Consider the following 16,232-nt stretch of genomic DNA (forward strand, 5'->3'; position numbering starts at 1 on the left):
ACCGCGAATCCGGGATCCGGCGAAACAAACCCACCACACCCACGCTCGCTTTCGAAATTCGCCGAAAATCAGACCGCAACAAACCCCAACATCTTCGACACGCGCAGCGCACACGCGTGCAGCGCCCTCGCGATGCCCCCATCCCAGGCACCATCGAACGACCCGCTCGGTCCGATCGCCGTAATCGCGAGCACGATATTGCGCGTGTGATCGAACACCGGCGCGCTGATCGCGCTGATCCCGGCGACCGGTTCGTCGATCGCTCTCGCGATGCCATGCTCGCGCACTTCGCCGAGCATCGCGTCGATCTGCGCACGCGTATAGTCGCGACGCCCCGCACCGATCTGCAACGCGCCCGCGCGCTCGATCGCGACGAGCGCATCGACCGTCATGGGTGGCAGATACGCGGCGAATGCGCGGCCCGTCGCGGTCTGCAACAGCGACATCACCGTGCCCGTGCGCATCGTCACGTGGATCGGCACGCTCGCCTGCTGAATATGCACGATGGTCGGTCCATAGCTGCCCGCGCTCGCGAGCGCGACCGTATGCTCGATACCCGGCGTCATGTTCGCCACTTCCGCGATCGCGAGACGCACCGGATCGACGCGCTGCAGGCTGATCAGCCCCATTTGCAACGCGAACGGCCCGAGCTCGTATCGGCCCGTCGCGGCGTCCTGCTGAATCAGCCCGAGATTACCGTACGACACGAGATACGGATGCGCCTTCGCCGACGGCATGCCCGCCTTCCTGGCGAGATCGCCGAGTAACATCGGCCCGCCATGATCCACCAGCGCACGCAAAAGCGCGCCCCCGACTTCGATCGATTGAATCCCCCGGCGCACTCCGCTCATGCCTGACCTTGTGTCGTTGTCGATGATGCGCGCGATGATAACCGCACTCGCATCGTCATGGTTTGGGGCCGAGCCGGGCGACCAGTTCGCGATGTTGCGGATAACGTGCTTCCAGCGTGCCCGGCACCGCGAGTTCGAACTCGCTGAACTCGAAGCCCGGCGCGACCGTGCAGCCGACGAGCGCCGCGCCCTCTTCATCGCGACACTCGGCCGCGAACCAGTCGCCCGCTTTGACGACCGCCTGAAACACCGTATCCGCATGTTCGAGCGCGTTGCCGAGACGATGGGTGACGAGCGTGCCGTGTGCATCGAGCACATGCACGTCGATGGGATCGCCTGCATAAAAATGCCAGACTTCGTCGGAGCGGATGCGATGCCATGCGGAATGCGCGCCGTCGCATAACAGGAAGTAGATCGCGGTCGACGCCGAACGCAATTCGCCTTCGTTTTCGCGCGTGACGTTGCCGCTCGCGCGATACGTCTCGCGAAAAAATCCGCCTTCGGGATGCGGTTCGAGCTTCAGGCGCGCGATCAATTCCCGGCTGTCGATGCGTGTGCGTTGCATGTCGTTCCTTTGCCAGAGCGGTTGCGGTTCGCGTATTCTGCATCGGATTGCTCGTGTGGCCACTTCCCTTCATTCAATCGACGGACACCATGACTCTTTCCTCTTCCTTGCTGAATGCCTTCGTGCCGACGGGCGCGCTGCGCGCATCGATCAATCTCGGCAATCCGATTCTCGCGCACCGGACCGGCAGCGGCGAGCCGGGCGGTGTATCGGTGGATATCGCGCGCGAGCTCGCGTCGCGGCTCGGCGTGCCCGTCGCGTTCACGTCGTTCGACCGCGCCGCGGAGTCGGTCGAAACCGTCACGAACGGAGGCGCCGACATCGGCTTCTTCGCGATCGATCCGCTGCGCGGCGCGGGCATCGCGTTCACCGCGCCTTACGTGCTGATCGAAGGTTGCTATCTCGTGCGCGATGCGTCGCCGCTCACGCGCAACGAAGACGTCGATCGCGAAGGTAACCGCATCATGGTCGGCAAGGGCAGCGCATACGATCTCTTTCTCACGCGTGAGATCAAGCATGCGCAGATCGTGCGCACCGCGTTGTCGCAAACGGTGGTCGAAGAGTTTCTGCGCGATAACCTCGAAGTCGCGGCGGGCGTGAAGCAGCAACTCGAAGCCGATGCGGCGCGCACGCCCGGCCTGCGTCTTCTCGACGGACGTTTCATGGTGATCCAGCAGGCAATGGGCTTGTCGAAGATGCGCGGTGACGAAGCCGCACGCTATCTGAGCGAATTCGTCGAGGATGTGAAACGCTCGGGCTTCGTCGCCGAGGCGCTCGCGCGGCACGGCATCAAGGGCGCATCGGTTGCACCGGCCGCGCAGAGCTGAGCGACGCGATATGAGCGCGGACGTCACGCTCGCGGTGACCGACTGGATCGACGCGACCTTCGAGCAGGACGTCGCGGGCGGCCTCGCCGCATTCAATCGCGCGCGACTCGGGCCGAGCCAGCAGCGCGATCTCGCCGTGTCGCTGTACCGCGACGACGATTTTCTGGGCGGGCTCGCGGGCTACACCGCGTGGGACTGGCTCTTCGTGAAATGGCTGTGGATACGCGAAGACGCGCGCGGCGCCGGACTCGGCGCACGCGCGCTCGAAGCCGCCGAAAACGAGGCGAAAAAACGCGGCTGCCGCGCCGCGTGGCTCGACACGGTCAACCCCGCGGCGCGCGCACTCTATGCGCGCCGCGGTTACGAGACCTTCGGCGAACTCGCCGATTTTCACGCCGGCCACACACGCTATTTCATGCAGAAGCGGTTTTGATCGTTTGGCGTTTTGCATTACGCATGCATTGAACCTTCTTGCATGATGCGTTTTGCATTACGCATTAAGTTTCAGCCGCTCCGCCACGCGCGCCGTGACCGCGCCACGCTGCGCCAGCGACGGCGCGCACCGTTCGCGCACATCGCTGACGACAGCCGCGGGCGCGTGCGCCGGATCGCCCGAATCGAACGGCGGCGCGGGCGCGTATTCCATCTGCAATTGAATCGCCTGCGCCTCGTGTTCGCCGACGAGTTCCGCCGCGAGCGTCAGCGCGAAATCGATCCCCGCCGTGATGCCGCCGCCGGTAAACACGCGTTGCCGTCGCGCACCACGCGTCCGTGCACCGGTATGGCGCCCAGTTCCGCGAGCAGTTCGTGATACGCCCAGTGCGTCGTCGCGCGTTTGCCGCGCAACAGGCCCGCCGCGCCGAGCACGAGCGAACCGGTGCACACCGACGTGACGTATCGCGCACTCGCCGCCTGCTTGCGAAGGAACGCGAACGTCGCCTCGTCCTCCATCAGATCGCCGACGCCCGATCCGCCCGGCACGCACAACACGTCGAGCGCGGGGCAATCGGCGTAGGTCGCGTCGGGGGTCAAAATCATGCCGGCGCTCGATTTCACCGGTTCGCCCGTCTTTGCGACGAGATGCACCTTCACGTCGGGCATGGACGCGAAAACGTCGTAGGGGCCGGTCATGTCGAGTTGCTGCACGCGCGGGAACAGCAACAGGCCGATGTGTAGCGTCATCGTCTTCTCCTTGGTCGATTGTATGCAGTAGACGAACCGATGCTACGCCGCTACGCTATGGCGAAGTTGACACAGAACCCACGTTTTCCGCCAATTCCTCTCTCGCTCCGGGAGACCGCCATGCCGACCGACGTCCCACGCACCATCGACGTGCTCGCCTTCCCTGACGTCCAGTTGCTCGATGTCGCCGGTCCCTTGCAGGTGTTCGCGTCGGCGAACGATCTGGCCGTGGCGGCGGGCTTGCCGCCGCCGTATCGTCCGCGCGTCGTTTCGCGAAGCGGCACGGTCAAAGCGTCGGCGGGACTGGGGCTCGTCGGCGACGTGTTGCCCGACGCGAACGAAGCGTGCGACACGCTGATCGTCGCGGGCGGATGGGGCGTGCACAGAGCGGTGCATGACCGCGAACTGGTCGACTGGGTGCGCGCGCGCTCGACGCACGCGCGGCGCACCGCGTCGGTCTGCACCGGCGCGTTTCTGCTCGCGGCGGCGGGCCTCCTGAACGAGCGCCGCGCGGTCACGCACTGGACGCGCTGTGCGGAACTCGCCACGCGCTTTCCGTCGGTTCACGTCGAGCCCGATCCGATCTTTATCCGCGACGGCGACGTGTGGACGTCCGCCGGCGTCACGGCGGGCATCGATCTGTCGCTCGCGCTCGTCGAGGACGATTTAGGGCGCGCGCTGGCGCTCGACGTCGCGCGCCAGCTCGTCGTGTTTCTAAAGCGCCCCGGCGGGCAGGCGCAGTTCAGCGCGGCGCTGTCGCTGCAGAAATCGGGCGAACGATTCGGCGAGTTGCACGCGTGGATCGCCGAAAACCTGGCGGCGGATTTATCGGTCGGCGTGCTGGCCGCGCGCGTCGGCATGAGCGAGCGCAGCTTCGTGCGCCATTACCGCGCGCAGACCGGCACGACGCCCGCGCGCTCGATCGAACACATGCGCCTCGAAGCGGCGCGGCGGCTGCTCGGCGATACGGCGCTGCCCGTGAAGCGTGTCGCCGCGCGCTGCGGCTTCGGCACCGAAGAAACCATGCGCCGTGGTTTTCTGCGTTCGCTCGGCGTTTCGCCGCAGGCTTATCGCGAGAGATTTACCGGACACGACCGCGCCGACGCCGCACATCCGGCATGAATGCCCATATTGTTTCGTCGCCCCGGCTTTTTTTGTCCCGCGCACTCAAGCCTGTATGCTCGCTGCCGTTACCCCATTTAGAACGTTTGCTTGAGACGCGCGCCCGGGGCCGCGTGCGCACGCAGTCGCTGAACGAGAACCGCCCGCCGTGGCGACAATATGGCCTGGAGCGCCGATGAGTGTGTTTCCCGCGTACGACGCTCAGGTTGCCCGCGCAACCGCGGTCGAACCTGCAGCCGCGACGGCGACCGACGATAAGGTCTTCGCCCGCGTCGCGCCATCGATCGATGCCTTGCTGCGCGAGGCCGCCGCGACGGGCTGCCCGCAGCAATGGGCGTGGTATCGCGCGGGCGAGCAATTGCATCTGGAGCGGCGCGGCGATGCACCGCTGCCCAACGCGCAAGCATGGCCGCATGACATCGCGGAAGAACGTCTCGCGGACCTATGCGCGACGCAGGGCTGGCATGCGTGGCCAACCGGGCGCGGCGAAAGCGCACTCGGCTGGCTGCTCGCGCCTGTCACGCATCGCGACGACGCGCATCTCGCCGAACTCGCGCGCACGCTCGGCGAGCGCGTGCAGGCCGATGTTCTCGCGCGCGCGCAACTCACGCAGCGCGTGCTCTATGAAATCGCTTATCTCGCGAGCTCCGTGCCCGAGCGCGCCGATTTTCTGCGCGGCGTACACGAACGGCTCGGCACGCTCATCGACGCAGAGAACTTCTATCTCGCGCTCTACGATCGCAAGACGGGCCGGGTCACCTATCCGTATTACGTTGATGTGATCGATACCGATGTCGTCGCGGCAGAGAACTACGACATTCTGAATCCGGCGCATCTATCGATGACCGGTCAGGTGCTCACGAGCGCGCAGCCGCTTTTCATCACCGCGGCCGATATCTGCGCGGCCGAGCGCGCGGGCCGTTTCTATTGCATCGGCGATCGCCCCGAGTTCTGGATGGGCGCGCCGCTCAAGAACGCCAGCGACGAAGTGTTCGGCATGCTCGCAATGCAGGTCTACGACGTGTCGCGCATCTACACCGCCGAGGACCGCGCGCTCTTTCTCGTCGTCGCGCGCCATGTGGCGATGGCGCTCGACCGTATCCTGCACCGCGCCGATCTCGAAGAGCAGGTCGCGCGGCGCACCTCCGAATTGTCGAAGCTCAACGCGGCGCTGCGTCATGGCATCGCGGAGCGCGAGCGTTCCGAGCACTTGCAGGCAGCGCTGTATCAGATCGCCGAATTGTCCAGCCGTCCAGGCGACACGATGGAGTTCTTTCGCAGCCTGCACGGTATCGTCGGCGAGCTGCTCTATGCGCGCAACTTCTATATCGCGCTCTTCGAAACGAAGACGGGAGAAGTGTCGTTCCCGTATTACGTCGATGAGATCGTGCAGGAGCGCCCCGCACCGCGACGCAATCAGCGCGGCCTCACGGAATACGTGATTCACGAGCGGCGCGCGCGGCTCATCGATCATTCGGAAGCATTGCGTCTCATCGAAGAGGGGGCATTCGAGATCGAGCACAGCGAAGTGCGCCTGCGCTCGTGGCTCGGCATTCCGCTCTTCGATGGCGACGTCGTGCGAGGCGTGCTCGCCGTGCAAAGCTATTCGCCGCTCGTGCGCTATTCGTTGCGCGATCAGGAATTGCTGACCTTCGTATCGCGCCATATCGACACCGCGCTCTCGCGCCGTCGCGATGCCGAAGCGCTGCATGCCGCGAACCTCGAACTCGAAGCACGCGTGCAGGCCCGCACGCGCGAACTCGACGATGTCAACGCGCGCCTTCTCTACGAGAACTCGCACGATGCATTGACGGGCCTGCCCAATCGCAGCCATCTGATGCAGAGGTTGCGTTGCGCATGGCGTGACTATCAGACGCGCGACGAACAGCTTTCGGTGATGTTCATCGACCTCGACCGCTTCAAGGTCGTCAACGACAGTCTCGGCCATCACTTCGGCGACATGCTGCTCGTGCAAGCCGCCGCGCGTCTTCGTGATTGCCTGCGTTCGACGGATCTGCTCGCGCGTCTGGGCGGCGATGAATTCGCCGTGCTTTCGCCGAATGCGCACGTGCGCGATGCGGTATCGATCGCGAAGCGCATTCTCGCCGCGTTCGATCTGCCGTTTCATATCGAAGAGCATGTGGTGTTTTCGTCGTGCAGCATCGGCATCGTGAGTGCGGACAGCCAGTTCCATACCGAGCCCGCGGATCTTTTGCGCGATGCCGATACCGCGATGTATCGCGTGAAGAACGCGGGCCGCGACAGCTTCGTCGTGTTCAATCAGGAACTGCGACGCCAGGTGTCGGACCAGGTGGAACGCGAAGGCGCGCTGCGCAATGCGATCAAGCGCGACGACGAACTGCTGCCCTACTTTCAGCCTATCGTCGATGTGAAGAGTGGCGAAGTCGTCGCGCTCGAAGCATTGATACGCTGGCGTCAGCCCGATGGACGCCTCGTCGGGCCGGGCGAGTTTCTTCCTTCGGTCGAAGGCTTGAGACTCATCGGCAGGCTCGATCTCTACATGCTCGAGCGCGTTGCGGCGATTCTCTCCAATGCGCATTTTGCGCACTGGCCGCCGGTGCATGTGAATTGCTCCAGCTATAGCATGACGCGCCCTGAATTCGCCGATGACGTGCTCGCGCTATTGCGACGTTATCGCGTATCGCCGTCGCGCGTATGTCTCGAGTTGACGGAAGGCGCGCTCGTCGCCGAACCCGCGCTCGCGCGCCGCACGATGCAGCGCCTCGCGGACAACGGCATGTCCGTGGTGCTCGATGATTTCGGCGCCGGCTTCTCGTCGCTCAGCTATGTGCACCAGTATCAGTTCACGGGCCTGAAGATCGACAAGTCATTCATTCTTGAACTGACCGAAAGTCCGCGCAGCCGGGCGATCGTGCGGGCCATCGTGCGCATGGCCGAATCGCTCGATCTGACGCTCGTAGCAGAAGGCGTCGAGGATGCGGCTACGCTCGCCGTGCTACGCGACATGGGCGCGGCGCAAGCGCAGGGCTATTTCTTCGACAAACCGCTTCCGCTCGACGCACTCACCCGCGCATCGCTCGCACCGCGTTCGACTACGGCAAGCGCGGCGCTATGAGGCGCTTATAAGCCTCCAGACGCGACGGGTACGCGCGTTGCTGATTCGTAAGCGTTATCGTCGAATCGAAAGGAGGCGTAAATGGCACAGCATCCCGCGCATTCGCAGAATCATCGACATCCGGACGAACCGCCGCCGGAAGAGATCGCACGCGCGCTCAAGGGCGCCGATTATCCGATGGGCAAGGAAAAGCTCATGGCGCTGGCGAAAAGCAACGGCGCGGACGGCGAAGTCATCGCCGTGCTCGAAAAGATGACCAATCGTCATTTCGACAGCGCGGACGCGGTGATGCGCGAGGCAATGCGTACGGGCTGATCTCGCACGAGTTTTGAACGGATATCGCGATGCGGCATTATTATCGGAGCAATACTGTCTGTATAGGGTAATCCCTTGTCCCGAATCGATCGATGGCAGACGCTATAGATAAATTAAATGAACGCCGGTGCAATTTCTAATCGTGCATCATGTGTTATCGCGCTAGGATGAAAGAGCGTCGATTTAGGATGCGCGGCTTTGCACGGCGCCCGCAGCAGATGAACCGCGCAATGGCCCGGCATCCGTCTGGCCAATCAAGCACAAGGAGGCTCTATGAAGTGGGAAACCCCGAGTTTCACCGATATGCGCTTCGGCTTCGAAATCACGATGTACATAGCCACCCGCTAATCGAAAATGACAAAACGGCCATAAAAGTGGCCGTTTTGTTTTTGGGGCTATCGGAAGATCTTTATTTGCGTTGCAGCGGTTCCGTATGTTTATTCGCTGGACGCGGAAGCTCCGCATCCTGTGCGTCGAAACCACCCTTGCCCGCGACCTCCGGCTCATTGCCCGAGCCGTAAGGCACTTCCGCCGTCTGATGCGGATGTTGATCCAGCCGCTGATTCTCAGGTTCGATTTCCGCCGCATTCGGATTAGGCGCCGAATGCGGTTGCTGATGGCGCTTCTCTTCACTATCGCTCATCGTAAGTCTCCTTTCGATCTGGTCGAAAGCTATGCAGCAACGCGCGTACCACTTCGCGGCAAATAAAAAGGCCCGCATCTTTCGCGGGCCCTCGCTACCACCACAGTTGCAAAAAGCTCAGATCGCCTGAGTCGTGAGCGCCGAACCGATCACCTCGTTCGCCACCACATCCACGGCCTGCTTCACGATACCGACGATTTCGTCCACTTCGGCACGCGTCGTGACGAGCGGCGGCGCGAAGCCGAGGATATCGCCATGCGGCATCGCGCGCGCGATCACGCCGCGTTCCAGCGCCGCCGCCGATACCTTCGGGCCGACCTTCAGCACCGCATCGAACGGCGTGCGCGCGTCCTTGTCGGCCATGAATTCGAGCGCCGCAAGCATGCCCGCGCCGCGCACTTCACCGACGAGCGGATGCGCATCGAAAGCCGTGTGCAATTGCTGCTGCAAATACGCGCCGACATCGGCGGCATTCTGCGTGAGGTTCTCACGTTCGAGGATATCCAGATTGGCGATCGCAGCGGCCGCGCAAATCGGATGTCCCGAATAGGTCCAGCCGTGACCCATCGGCCCGAATTCCTGCGAACCCTTTTCGATAACATCCCACACCTTCTCGCCGACGATCACGCCCGACAGCGGCGCATACGCGCTCGTCAGGCCCTTCGCGACGGTGATGAGGTCCGGCTTGATGCCGAAGTGCTGCGCGCCCATCTTCGAGCCGAGACGGCCGAAGCCGCACACGACTTCATCGGAGATCAGGAGGATGTCGTGCTTCCTGAGCACGTCCTGGATCGCTTCCCAGTAGCCTTGCGGCGGCGCGATGATGCCGCCCGTGCCCATCACCGGTTCGGCGATGAATGCGGCGATCGTATCGGCGCCTTCCTTCGCGATCAGCTTTTCCAGTTCTTCCACGCAATACGCGGTGAATTGCGCTTCGCTCATGCCGGCCGGCGCTTTCCGATACCAGTGTGGGCAAACCGTGTGCTTCACGCGTTCGATCGGCAGATCGAAGTTCTGATGAAAGCTCGGCAATCCGGTAAGGCTGCCCGTCACGATGCCCGACCCGTGATAGCCGCGCTCGCGCGAAATGATCTTCTTCTTGTTCGGACGGCCGAGCACATTGTTGTAGTACCAGACGATCTTGATCTGCGTTTCGTTCGCATCCGATCCCGACATGCCGTAGTACACCTTCTTCATGCCTTCGGGCGACCAGTCGATGATGCGCGAGGACAATTCGATGATCGTATCCGTCGAGTGGCCGACATACGTGTGGTAATACGCGAGCTTTTTCGCCTGCTCATAGATCGCTTCCGCGACTTCGGTGCGGCCATAGCCGATGTTCACGCAATAGAGACCCGCGAATGCATCGATATAACTTTTGCCCTGATGATCCTGAATGCGGATGCCCTTCGCGCCCGTGACGATCTTGCCGGGCAGCGCGCCGCTGGCGTGATCGTGCGCATGCGTCGATGGATGCATGAAATGCGCGCGGTCTTCGGCGAACAGTTGCTCGAGCGATTGATTTTGCTGGGTCATATGCTTCTCCTTGATTCGATGATGCGTGTCTTTGAGGATGTTTCTTTCAGGCCGCGCTCGTGAGCGGCAGGCCGAGATTGCCGAGGCAAAAGTATTTCGTTTCGACGAAGGGCTCGAAGCCTTCAGCGCCGCCTTCGCGGCCGAGACCCGATGCCTTCATGCCGCCGAACGGAATCGGCGCGCCGGTGAACTTCACGCCATTGACCGACACCATCGCAAAGTCGAGCCGACGCACGAGCTGGAAGATCGTGTCGATGCGATTCGCGCAGACGTAGGCGGCGAGGCCGTACTCCGTGTCGTTCGCGCGCGTGATGGCTTCGTCGAGCGTATCGAACGGGGAAATCGCGGAGATCGGCGCGAAGTTCTCTTCGTCGTAAATGCGCATGCCTGGTTTGGCATCGGCGACGACGGTCGGTTCATAAAACCAGCCGCCGAGCGAATGCGCGTTGCCGCCCACGGTGATGCGCGCGCCCTGCGCTTTCGCATCCTCGACGCGTGCGACGGTCGCATCGAATGCGGCCTGATGCATGAGCGGGCCCACATCGACATTCGCTTCGAATGCGGTCCCTACTTTCAGCTTTTTTACCGCTTCCGTATAGCGTTCAACGAATTGTTCATAAAGCGGACGCGCGACGAGAATGCGGTTTGCAGCGCAGCAATCCTGACCCGACGTTTGAAACTTCGCGCCCACTGCGACGCGCACGGCCTGTTCCAGGTCCGTATCTTCCGTCACGATGAAAGGCGCATTGCCGCCCAGTTCCAGCGCGAGCTTCTTGATGCCCGCTTGCGCCGCTGTCCTGGCCACGAGACCGCCGACGCGCGTCGAGCCCGTGAAGCTCACGGCGCGCACACGCGTATCACTGACGAGCGTTTCCATCGCCATTTGCGGTTCGCCGATGACGACGTTGAACACGCCCGGCGGGAAGCCAGCTTCTTCGGCGAGTTGCGCGAGCGCGATCGCGGAGAATGGCGTTTCGTGTGCGGGTTTGACGACGACGGTACAGCCCGCTGCGATGGCGGCGGCGGCCTTGCGCGTGATCATCGCGACCGGAAAGTTCCACGGCGTGATGAGCGCGGCGACACCGACCGGCTCCATCACCGTGCCGAGATGTGCGCCGTCGATATGCGTGGGAATGGTGCGGCCCGTCAGACGTTTGGCTTCGTTCGCGAACCACTCGACGAAACTCGCCGCGTATGCAATCTCGCCTTTGGATTCGGCGAGCGGCTTGCCCTGTTCGAGAGACAGAATGCCCGCGAGGTCGGACTGATGACGCATGATGAGTTCGTGCCAGCGCAAGAGCAGCGCGCTGCGCTTTTGTTGCGGCATCCAGCGCCAGGACTGGAATGCGCGATCGGCGGCGTCGATTGCGTCTTTGATTTGCGATTGCTCGAGCATCGGGACGTGGCCGATAACTTTTTGATCCGCGGGATTGGTTACCGCGATCGATGCGGCGCTTTCGCTATGAACCCAGCGGCCGTCGATGTAACACAGCGATTTGAATAGAACGGGATGACCCAGCAGCATGTTTGTCTCCTTGCTCACAGCGTGCGTTTCGCTTGCTTGATTCGATGCGTCTAGTCTATGGGGCTTGCAGTCGGTGGTTTTTTTGTTATCGCTGTGGCGGGTTGGTATTTTTTCTGTTTGGGGTTGTGGTTCTTAAGGTTTCTCGGCTTTCGTGGAATCCTGTGTTCGTGTCGGTCTATTAGCACTGCCCCTCCCCGGGGCGGGGGTCACTTTCTTTGCTGCTGCAAAGAAAGTAACCAAAGAAAGCAGCTTCTCATCGCCCGCGGTCACACGCAGTTTGGCCATGCTTGCCAGCCCGTGGTGGCCCTCGCCTAAGTGTCGCCCTCACAGGCCCAATCGGGCTTGGATCGCGCACGGTCTGACACATCGCACCGCACTATGGAATGGTTCAGCACCAAATAGCTTCGGCACAGCGCTACGCGCTGCCGTTGGGTATGCGAGGGAAACCATCGAGAAGAAGCACGCGCAAACCCGATTGACCCATCGGCCGCGAAGCGGGCCGGAGCTATTTGGTGCTGAACCAGCGCGCTTAAACATTTGGTGCTGCAGACCGTGCGCGGTCCAAGCCCTTATCTGCTTGTGGGGGCACTCGCTACTGCCGGGCCATTCAGCCAATCGCCTGTGCCGCGGCCGGTGTGAAGTGCTTAGGCTGGGGAGAGCTGTTTCTTTGGTTACTTTCTTTGCAGCAGCAAAGAAAGTGACTGCCGCCCCGCACAGGGGCAGTGCTAATAGACCAACACGAAATCAGGATTCCCCGAAAGCAAAAGCGAAAGCAAAAACAAAAGCAAAAGCAAAAGCAAAAGCAAAAAAGATCACACCAAATCATCAACCCCATCCGGCGGGCCACCCGCCACATCCTTGACGACTTTAGTAACGATATAAGTGAAATACCTCTCGATCCCCAGCTCCTCGACGAGCAAAGAATCGATGAACCGCTGATAGTGATCGATATCCCGCGCCACGACATGCAGCACATAATCCACGCCACCCCCGGTGGCAAAACATTGCACGATCTCGGAAGCAGAACAAACACGTTCCTCGAAACGCCGCATATCCTGCGCGGTATGACGCGAAAGCGTCACCTCGACAACGATACGGCTGCCCTTGAAAGCAGCCGTCCAGTCGATATCCGCGCGATAACCCTTGATGAGTCCGCTGTCTTCGAGTTTCTTCACGCGCTCCCATGCAGGCGAGATCGAAAGATTGACCTCATCCGCCAGGCGCGATTTCGTAATGCGGCCATCCCGCGCAAGAATACGCAGGATGGCCAGATCGTAGCGGTCGAGCTTGATCAAATTAAACGCTCACAGCAATGTTGCGTTCGACGATATCCGCGACCACAGCCACGGTATCGCCCGTTTGTACAAGGCCCGGAAAATGCCGCGCCGCCAGCAACCCGTCACGCTTCGCGCGATATTCGACCGGCGCCGCGCCCGTGCGCGTGATGTCATACACGCGCGCGAGCACGTCGTTCGCTTTCACCATGTCGCCGAGATCGCGGCACATTTCGAGCAGGCCCGTATGCTCGCTCGTCGTGTAGCAAGAACCGTCCGGCATGTCGAGCAGCGTCGTCGTACGCGCTTCGCCGCGCGTCACTCGTTTTTCGATGATGCCAGCATACGCGAGAAAGCCATGCACGCCACGCTCCGCAACCGCGACGCTCTTCGCAGTCGACGAACCGCCGCCGCCCAGTTCCGTCGATACGAACACCTTGCCCGCTTCCTCTGCCGCGCTGTCATAGAGACCAATGCTATCGAGCTCCAGCATGCGCATCGAGTACGGCGCGCCGAACGCGCGCATCGCGGCTTCGCAGCGCGATTGCTGCGTCGCGTCGTTCAGCACGTGAATCGCCGCGAACGGCAGGAAGTCGAGCGTGCGGCCGCCCGCGTGGATATCGAGCACGTAATCGGCGAGCGGCAACAGATGCCGCTGAAAGTAATCCGCGATCTTCTCCGTCACCGTGCCGTCCGGCTTGCCGGGGAAGCTGCGATTCAGGTTGCCCGCGTCGATCGGCGAGGTGCGCGAGCCCGCACGAAACGCGGGATAGTTCATGAACGGCACGATGATCACGCGGCCGTTCACGTCGCTGGCCTTGAGCGTCGATGCGAGCTTCGCCAGCGCGATCGGCCCTTCGTACTCGTCGCCATGATTGCCGCCCGTGAGCAGCGCAGTCGGTCCGTCGCCGCGCTTGATCACGGTGACCGGAATCATCACGGCGCCCCACGCGGAATCGTTGCGCGAGTACGGCAGCTTCAGGAAGCCGTGCTGTTCTCCATCGGCGTCGAAGTCGATGGTCGGGCTGATCGGTGACGCGCGCATCGTGCTACTCCTTCACGAACAATTTGCGAGGCGTGTTGCAGAAGGTCTCGACGCCGGTATCCGTAATCAGGATGCTCTCCGTGATTTCGAGGCCCCAGTCGTCGAGCCAGAGACCCGGCATGAAATGGAAGGTCATGCCGGGTTCGAGGACAGTCTTGTCCCCCGGACGCAAACTCATCGTGCGCTCGCCCCAATCGGGCGGATAGCTCGCGCCGATCGGATAGCCGCAGCGGCTGTCCTTCTCGATGCCGAACTTGCGCAGCACCGCGAAGAACGCATTGGCGATGTCCTCGGTTTTATTGCCCGGCTTCGCCATCGCGAGACCCGCTTCGATGCCTTCGACAACCGCCTTCTCGCCTTCGATGAAATGCTGCGGCGGCTTGCCGAGATACACCGTGCGCGAGAGCGGGCAGTGATAACGCTTGAAGCATCCGGCGATTTCGAAGAACGTGCCCGCGTTCGCGGTGAATGCCGAGTCGTCCCATGTGAGATGCGGCGCGGCGGCATCGGAACCGGTCGGCAACAGCGGCACGATCGCCGGATAGTCGCCGCCATAACCATCGGCGCCCGTAATGCCCGCTTCGTAAATCTGCGCGACGAGGTCGCTCTTCTTCATGCCCGGCTCGACCTTGTCGAGAATGCGCGCATGCATCTTCTCGACGATGCGCGCCGCTACGCGCATGTATTCGATCTCGCGCGGCGACTTCACCGCGCGCTGCCAATTCACGAGCGCGGTGGCATCCACGAACTTCGCGTCCGGCAGATGCTGCGTCAACGACGCATACGCCTTCGCGCTGAAGTAGTAGTTGTCCATCTCGACGCCGATGCGCTTCTTGTCCCAACCGCGTGCCGCGATCACTTCGCTCGACAGATAATCCATCGGATGACGCACCGACGATTGCACGTAGTGATCCGGATAGCCGACGATGTTGTCGTGCGACATGAACACCGTGCGCTTTGCTCCGTTCGCGTCCTGGCCGCGGCCGTACCAGACCGGCTCGCCTTCCATCGCGAGCAGCACGCATTGATGCACGTAGAACGACCAGCCATCGTAGCCGGTGAGCCATGCCATGTTGGTCGGGTCGGTCACGATCATCAGATCGATGCCCGCCTTCTCCATCGCACGCCGCGTCTTCGCGATGCGCGCGTCGTACTCGCTGCGCTCGAACGGCAGGCGTACCACGGGCGCCCCTCGTTCATCCGCTTTCTTCTGTTGCATGATTTCGGACATCGTCCCCTCTATCAAGCGGTCACATCGTTGTGGAAAATGGTTCCTGCATGACTCCCGCGCGCACGCTGAATGGCGAGCGTTGCGATCGCGGTGTCCTGTGCGCCGGTGCCGGTGAGATCGCACACGGTGATCTCGTCATCGTGCGCGCGGCCCCGCGCCTTCTGCACGATGACTTCGCCGAGTTCGGCAAATGAAGCATCGGCTGCGATCACGCCTTTTTCGATCGCATGATGCAGTTCGCCCAGCACGCGCACTTGCTGCAAGCGGTCGCATACATAGCGCGCTTTCGCAAACACGTCCGGCGCGATTTCGTTCTTGTGCTCGGCATCCGATCCCATCGCCGTGATATGCAGGCCGGGATGCAGATCGCGCGCGTGAATCAAAGGCTCTCGGCTCGGCGTCGTCGTGATGGCGATGTCCGCATGCTTCAGCGCTTCATTGACGTTGCCTGCGACATCGCATGGCAAGCCGTCACAGTCACGCGCGAATCGATGCGCGCTTTCGGCATCGCGCGCCCATACGGTGACATGCTCGATAGCGCGCACGAGCCGCAACGCCTTCAATTGCAGACGCGCCTGCTCGCCAGCGCCGATGATCGCCACGCGCTTCGCATCCTTGCGCGCGAGCCAGCGTGATGCGACAGCACCCGCCGCAGCGGTGCGCACCGCGGTGAGATAACCGTTGTCGAGCAATACGGCCTCGCTGAGACCCGTGCGCGCCGACAGCACCAGCATCAGACCGTTCAGGCTCGGCAAACCGAGCGACGGATTGTTGAAGAAGCCCGGGCTCACCTTGATCGCGAAGCTCGGAAAGCGCGGCAAATAAGCGGTTTTCACATCGACTTCGCCTGCGTGCTCGGGAATGTCGAGACGCAAGATCGGCGGCATCGCAACGGCTTCTGTCGCGAGCGATCTGAAAGCGGCTTCGACTTGTTCGATCGCGTCGAGGTCGAGCGGCACGAGCTTGCGCAATTGCGCCTGCCCGAGCAGCACGGTGGAGGTATCGATGTTGGACATGGG

The 16,232-nt window shown here is 62.3% G+C and carries 15 protein-coding genes and 1 pseudogene; 6 read left to right on the forward strand and 10 right to left on the reverse strand.

Translation table 11 applies throughout. The annotated features are described in order from the left end of the window. Window positions 1-68: 68 nt before the first annotated feature. Together PQR08_RS35495 and PQR08_RS35500 are read right to left on the reverse strand one after the other, a co-directional pair. Window positions 69-851, reverse strand: a complete 783-nt coding sequence (locus PQR08_RS35495) for an IclR family transcriptional regulator (RefSeq protein ID WP_238213401.1) — start codon at window positions 849-851, stop codon at window positions 69-71. A 55-nt stretch (window positions 852-906) separates the two neighbouring features. Further along, window positions 907-1,416 (reverse strand): cupin domain-containing protein, encoded by a 510-nt coding sequence (locus PQR08_RS35500; protein ID WP_250484858.1) that lies wholly within the window; start codon window positions 1,414-1,416, stop codon window positions 907-909. Window positions 1,417-1,505: 89 nt separating this feature from the next. Between PQR08_RS35500 and PQR08_RS35505 the strand changes: the two genes are divergently transcribed. Together PQR08_RS35505 and PQR08_RS35510 are read left to right on the forward strand one after the other, a co-directional pair. After that, entirely contained in the window at window positions 1,506-2,243 is a 738-nt protein-coding gene (locus tag PQR08_RS35505; RefSeq protein ID WP_250484859.1) for an ABC transporter substrate-binding protein, read from the forward strand. A 10-nt stretch (window positions 2,244-2,253) separates the two neighbouring features. Next, the gene (locus PQR08_RS35510) at window positions 2,254-2,676 is read left to right on the forward strand and encodes a GNAT family N-acetyltransferase (RefSeq protein WP_250484862.1); all 423 of its coding nucleotides are present in this window, start codon (window positions 2,254-2,256) and stop codon (window positions 2,674-2,676) included. Window positions 2,677-2,733: 57 nt separating this feature from the next. On the opposite strand, the pseudogene PQR08_RS35515 reads toward PQR08_RS35510, so the two are convergent. Then, window positions 2,734-3,425: pseudogene (locus PQR08_RS35515) on the reverse strand (DJ-1/PfpI family protein). A 57-nt stretch (window positions 3,426-3,482) separates the two neighbouring features. Here PQR08_RS35515 and PQR08_RS35520 point away from each other — a divergent pair. From PQR08_RS35520 to pqqA, 4 genes are all read left to right on the forward strand, one after another. Continuing rightward, on the forward strand, window positions 3,483-4,547 hold the full coding sequence (locus tag PQR08_RS35520) for a GlxA family transcriptional regulator (RefSeq protein WP_408164047.1): 1,065 nt from the start codon (window positions 3,483-3,485) through the stop codon (window positions 4,545-4,547). A 175-nt stretch (window positions 4,548-4,722) separates the two neighbouring features. Further along, entirely contained in the window at window positions 4,723-7,644 is a 2,922-nt protein-coding gene (locus PQR08_RS35525) for a bifunctional diguanylate cyclase/phosphodiesterase (RefSeq protein WP_250484866.1), read from the forward strand. Window positions 7,645-7,725: 81 nt separating this feature from the next. Next, on the forward strand, window positions 7,726-7,959 hold the full coding sequence (locus tag PQR08_RS35530; RefSeq protein ID WP_238295228.1) for a DUF2795 domain-containing protein: 234 nt from the start codon (window positions 7,726-7,728) through the stop codon (window positions 7,957-7,959). Between the two features lie 273 nt (window positions 7,960-8,232). After that, entirely contained in the window at window positions 8,233-8,307 is a 75-nt protein-coding gene (gene pqqA / locus PQR08_RS35535; RefSeq protein WP_008353049.1) for a pyrroloquinoline quinone precursor peptide PqqA, read from the forward strand. A 61-nt stretch (window positions 8,308-8,368) separates the two neighbouring features. On the opposite strand, the gene PQR08_RS35540 is transcribed toward pqqA, so the two are convergent. The 7 genes from PQR08_RS35540 to PQR08_RS35570 form a co-directional block, all read right to left on the reverse strand. After that, window positions 8,369-8,602 (reverse strand): hypothetical protein, encoded by a 234-nt coding sequence (locus tag PQR08_RS35540; protein WP_408164049.1) that lies wholly within the window; start codon window positions 8,600-8,602, stop codon window positions 8,369-8,371. Between the two features lie 117 nt (window positions 8,603-8,719). Next, a complete protein-coding gene (locus PQR08_RS35545) occupies window positions 8,720-10,138 on the reverse strand; it encodes an aspartate aminotransferase family protein (RefSeq protein WP_250484867.1) in 1,419 nt (472 codons plus the stop codon). A 46-nt stretch (window positions 10,139-10,184) separates the two neighbouring features. Further along, window positions 10,185-11,663, reverse strand: coding sequence for an NAD-dependent succinate-semialdehyde dehydrogenase (locus PQR08_RS35550; protein WP_250484868.1), 1,479 nt, complete (start codon window positions 11,661-11,663; stop codon window positions 10,185-10,187). 812 nt (window positions 11,664-12,475) lie between these two features. Then, window positions 12,476-12,958, reverse strand: a complete 483-nt coding sequence (locus PQR08_RS35555) for an Lrp/AsnC family transcriptional regulator (protein ID WP_238213383.1) — start codon at window positions 12,956-12,958, stop codon at window positions 12,476-12,478. A gap of 1 nt (window position 12,959) precedes the next feature. Further along, a complete protein-coding gene (gene doeB / locus PQR08_RS35560) occupies window positions 12,960-13,982 on the reverse strand; it encodes a N(2)-acetyl-L-2,4-diaminobutanoate deacetylase DoeB (protein ID WP_250484869.1) in 1,023 nt (340 codons plus the stop codon). Between the two features lie 4 nt (window positions 13,983-13,986). Then, window positions 13,987-15,213: an ectoine hydrolase DoeA gene (gene doeA / locus PQR08_RS35565; protein WP_250484870.1), complete on the reverse strand. Its 1,227-nt coding sequence runs from the start codon at window positions 15,211-15,213 to the stop codon at window positions 13,987-13,989. Between the two features lie 11 nt (window positions 15,214-15,224). Next, on the reverse strand, window positions 15,225-16,229 hold the full coding sequence (locus PQR08_RS35570) for a cyclodeaminase (RefSeq protein ID WP_250484871.1): 1,005 nt from the start codon (window positions 16,227-16,229) through the stop codon (window positions 15,225-15,227). Between the last annotated feature and the right edge of the window lie 3 nt (window positions 16,230-16,232).

This window comes from Caballeronia jiangsuensis (assembly GCF_046030135.1).
GTDB lineage: Bacteria > Pseudomonadota > Gammaproteobacteria > Burkholderiales > Burkholderiaceae > Caballeronia > Caballeronia jiangsuensis.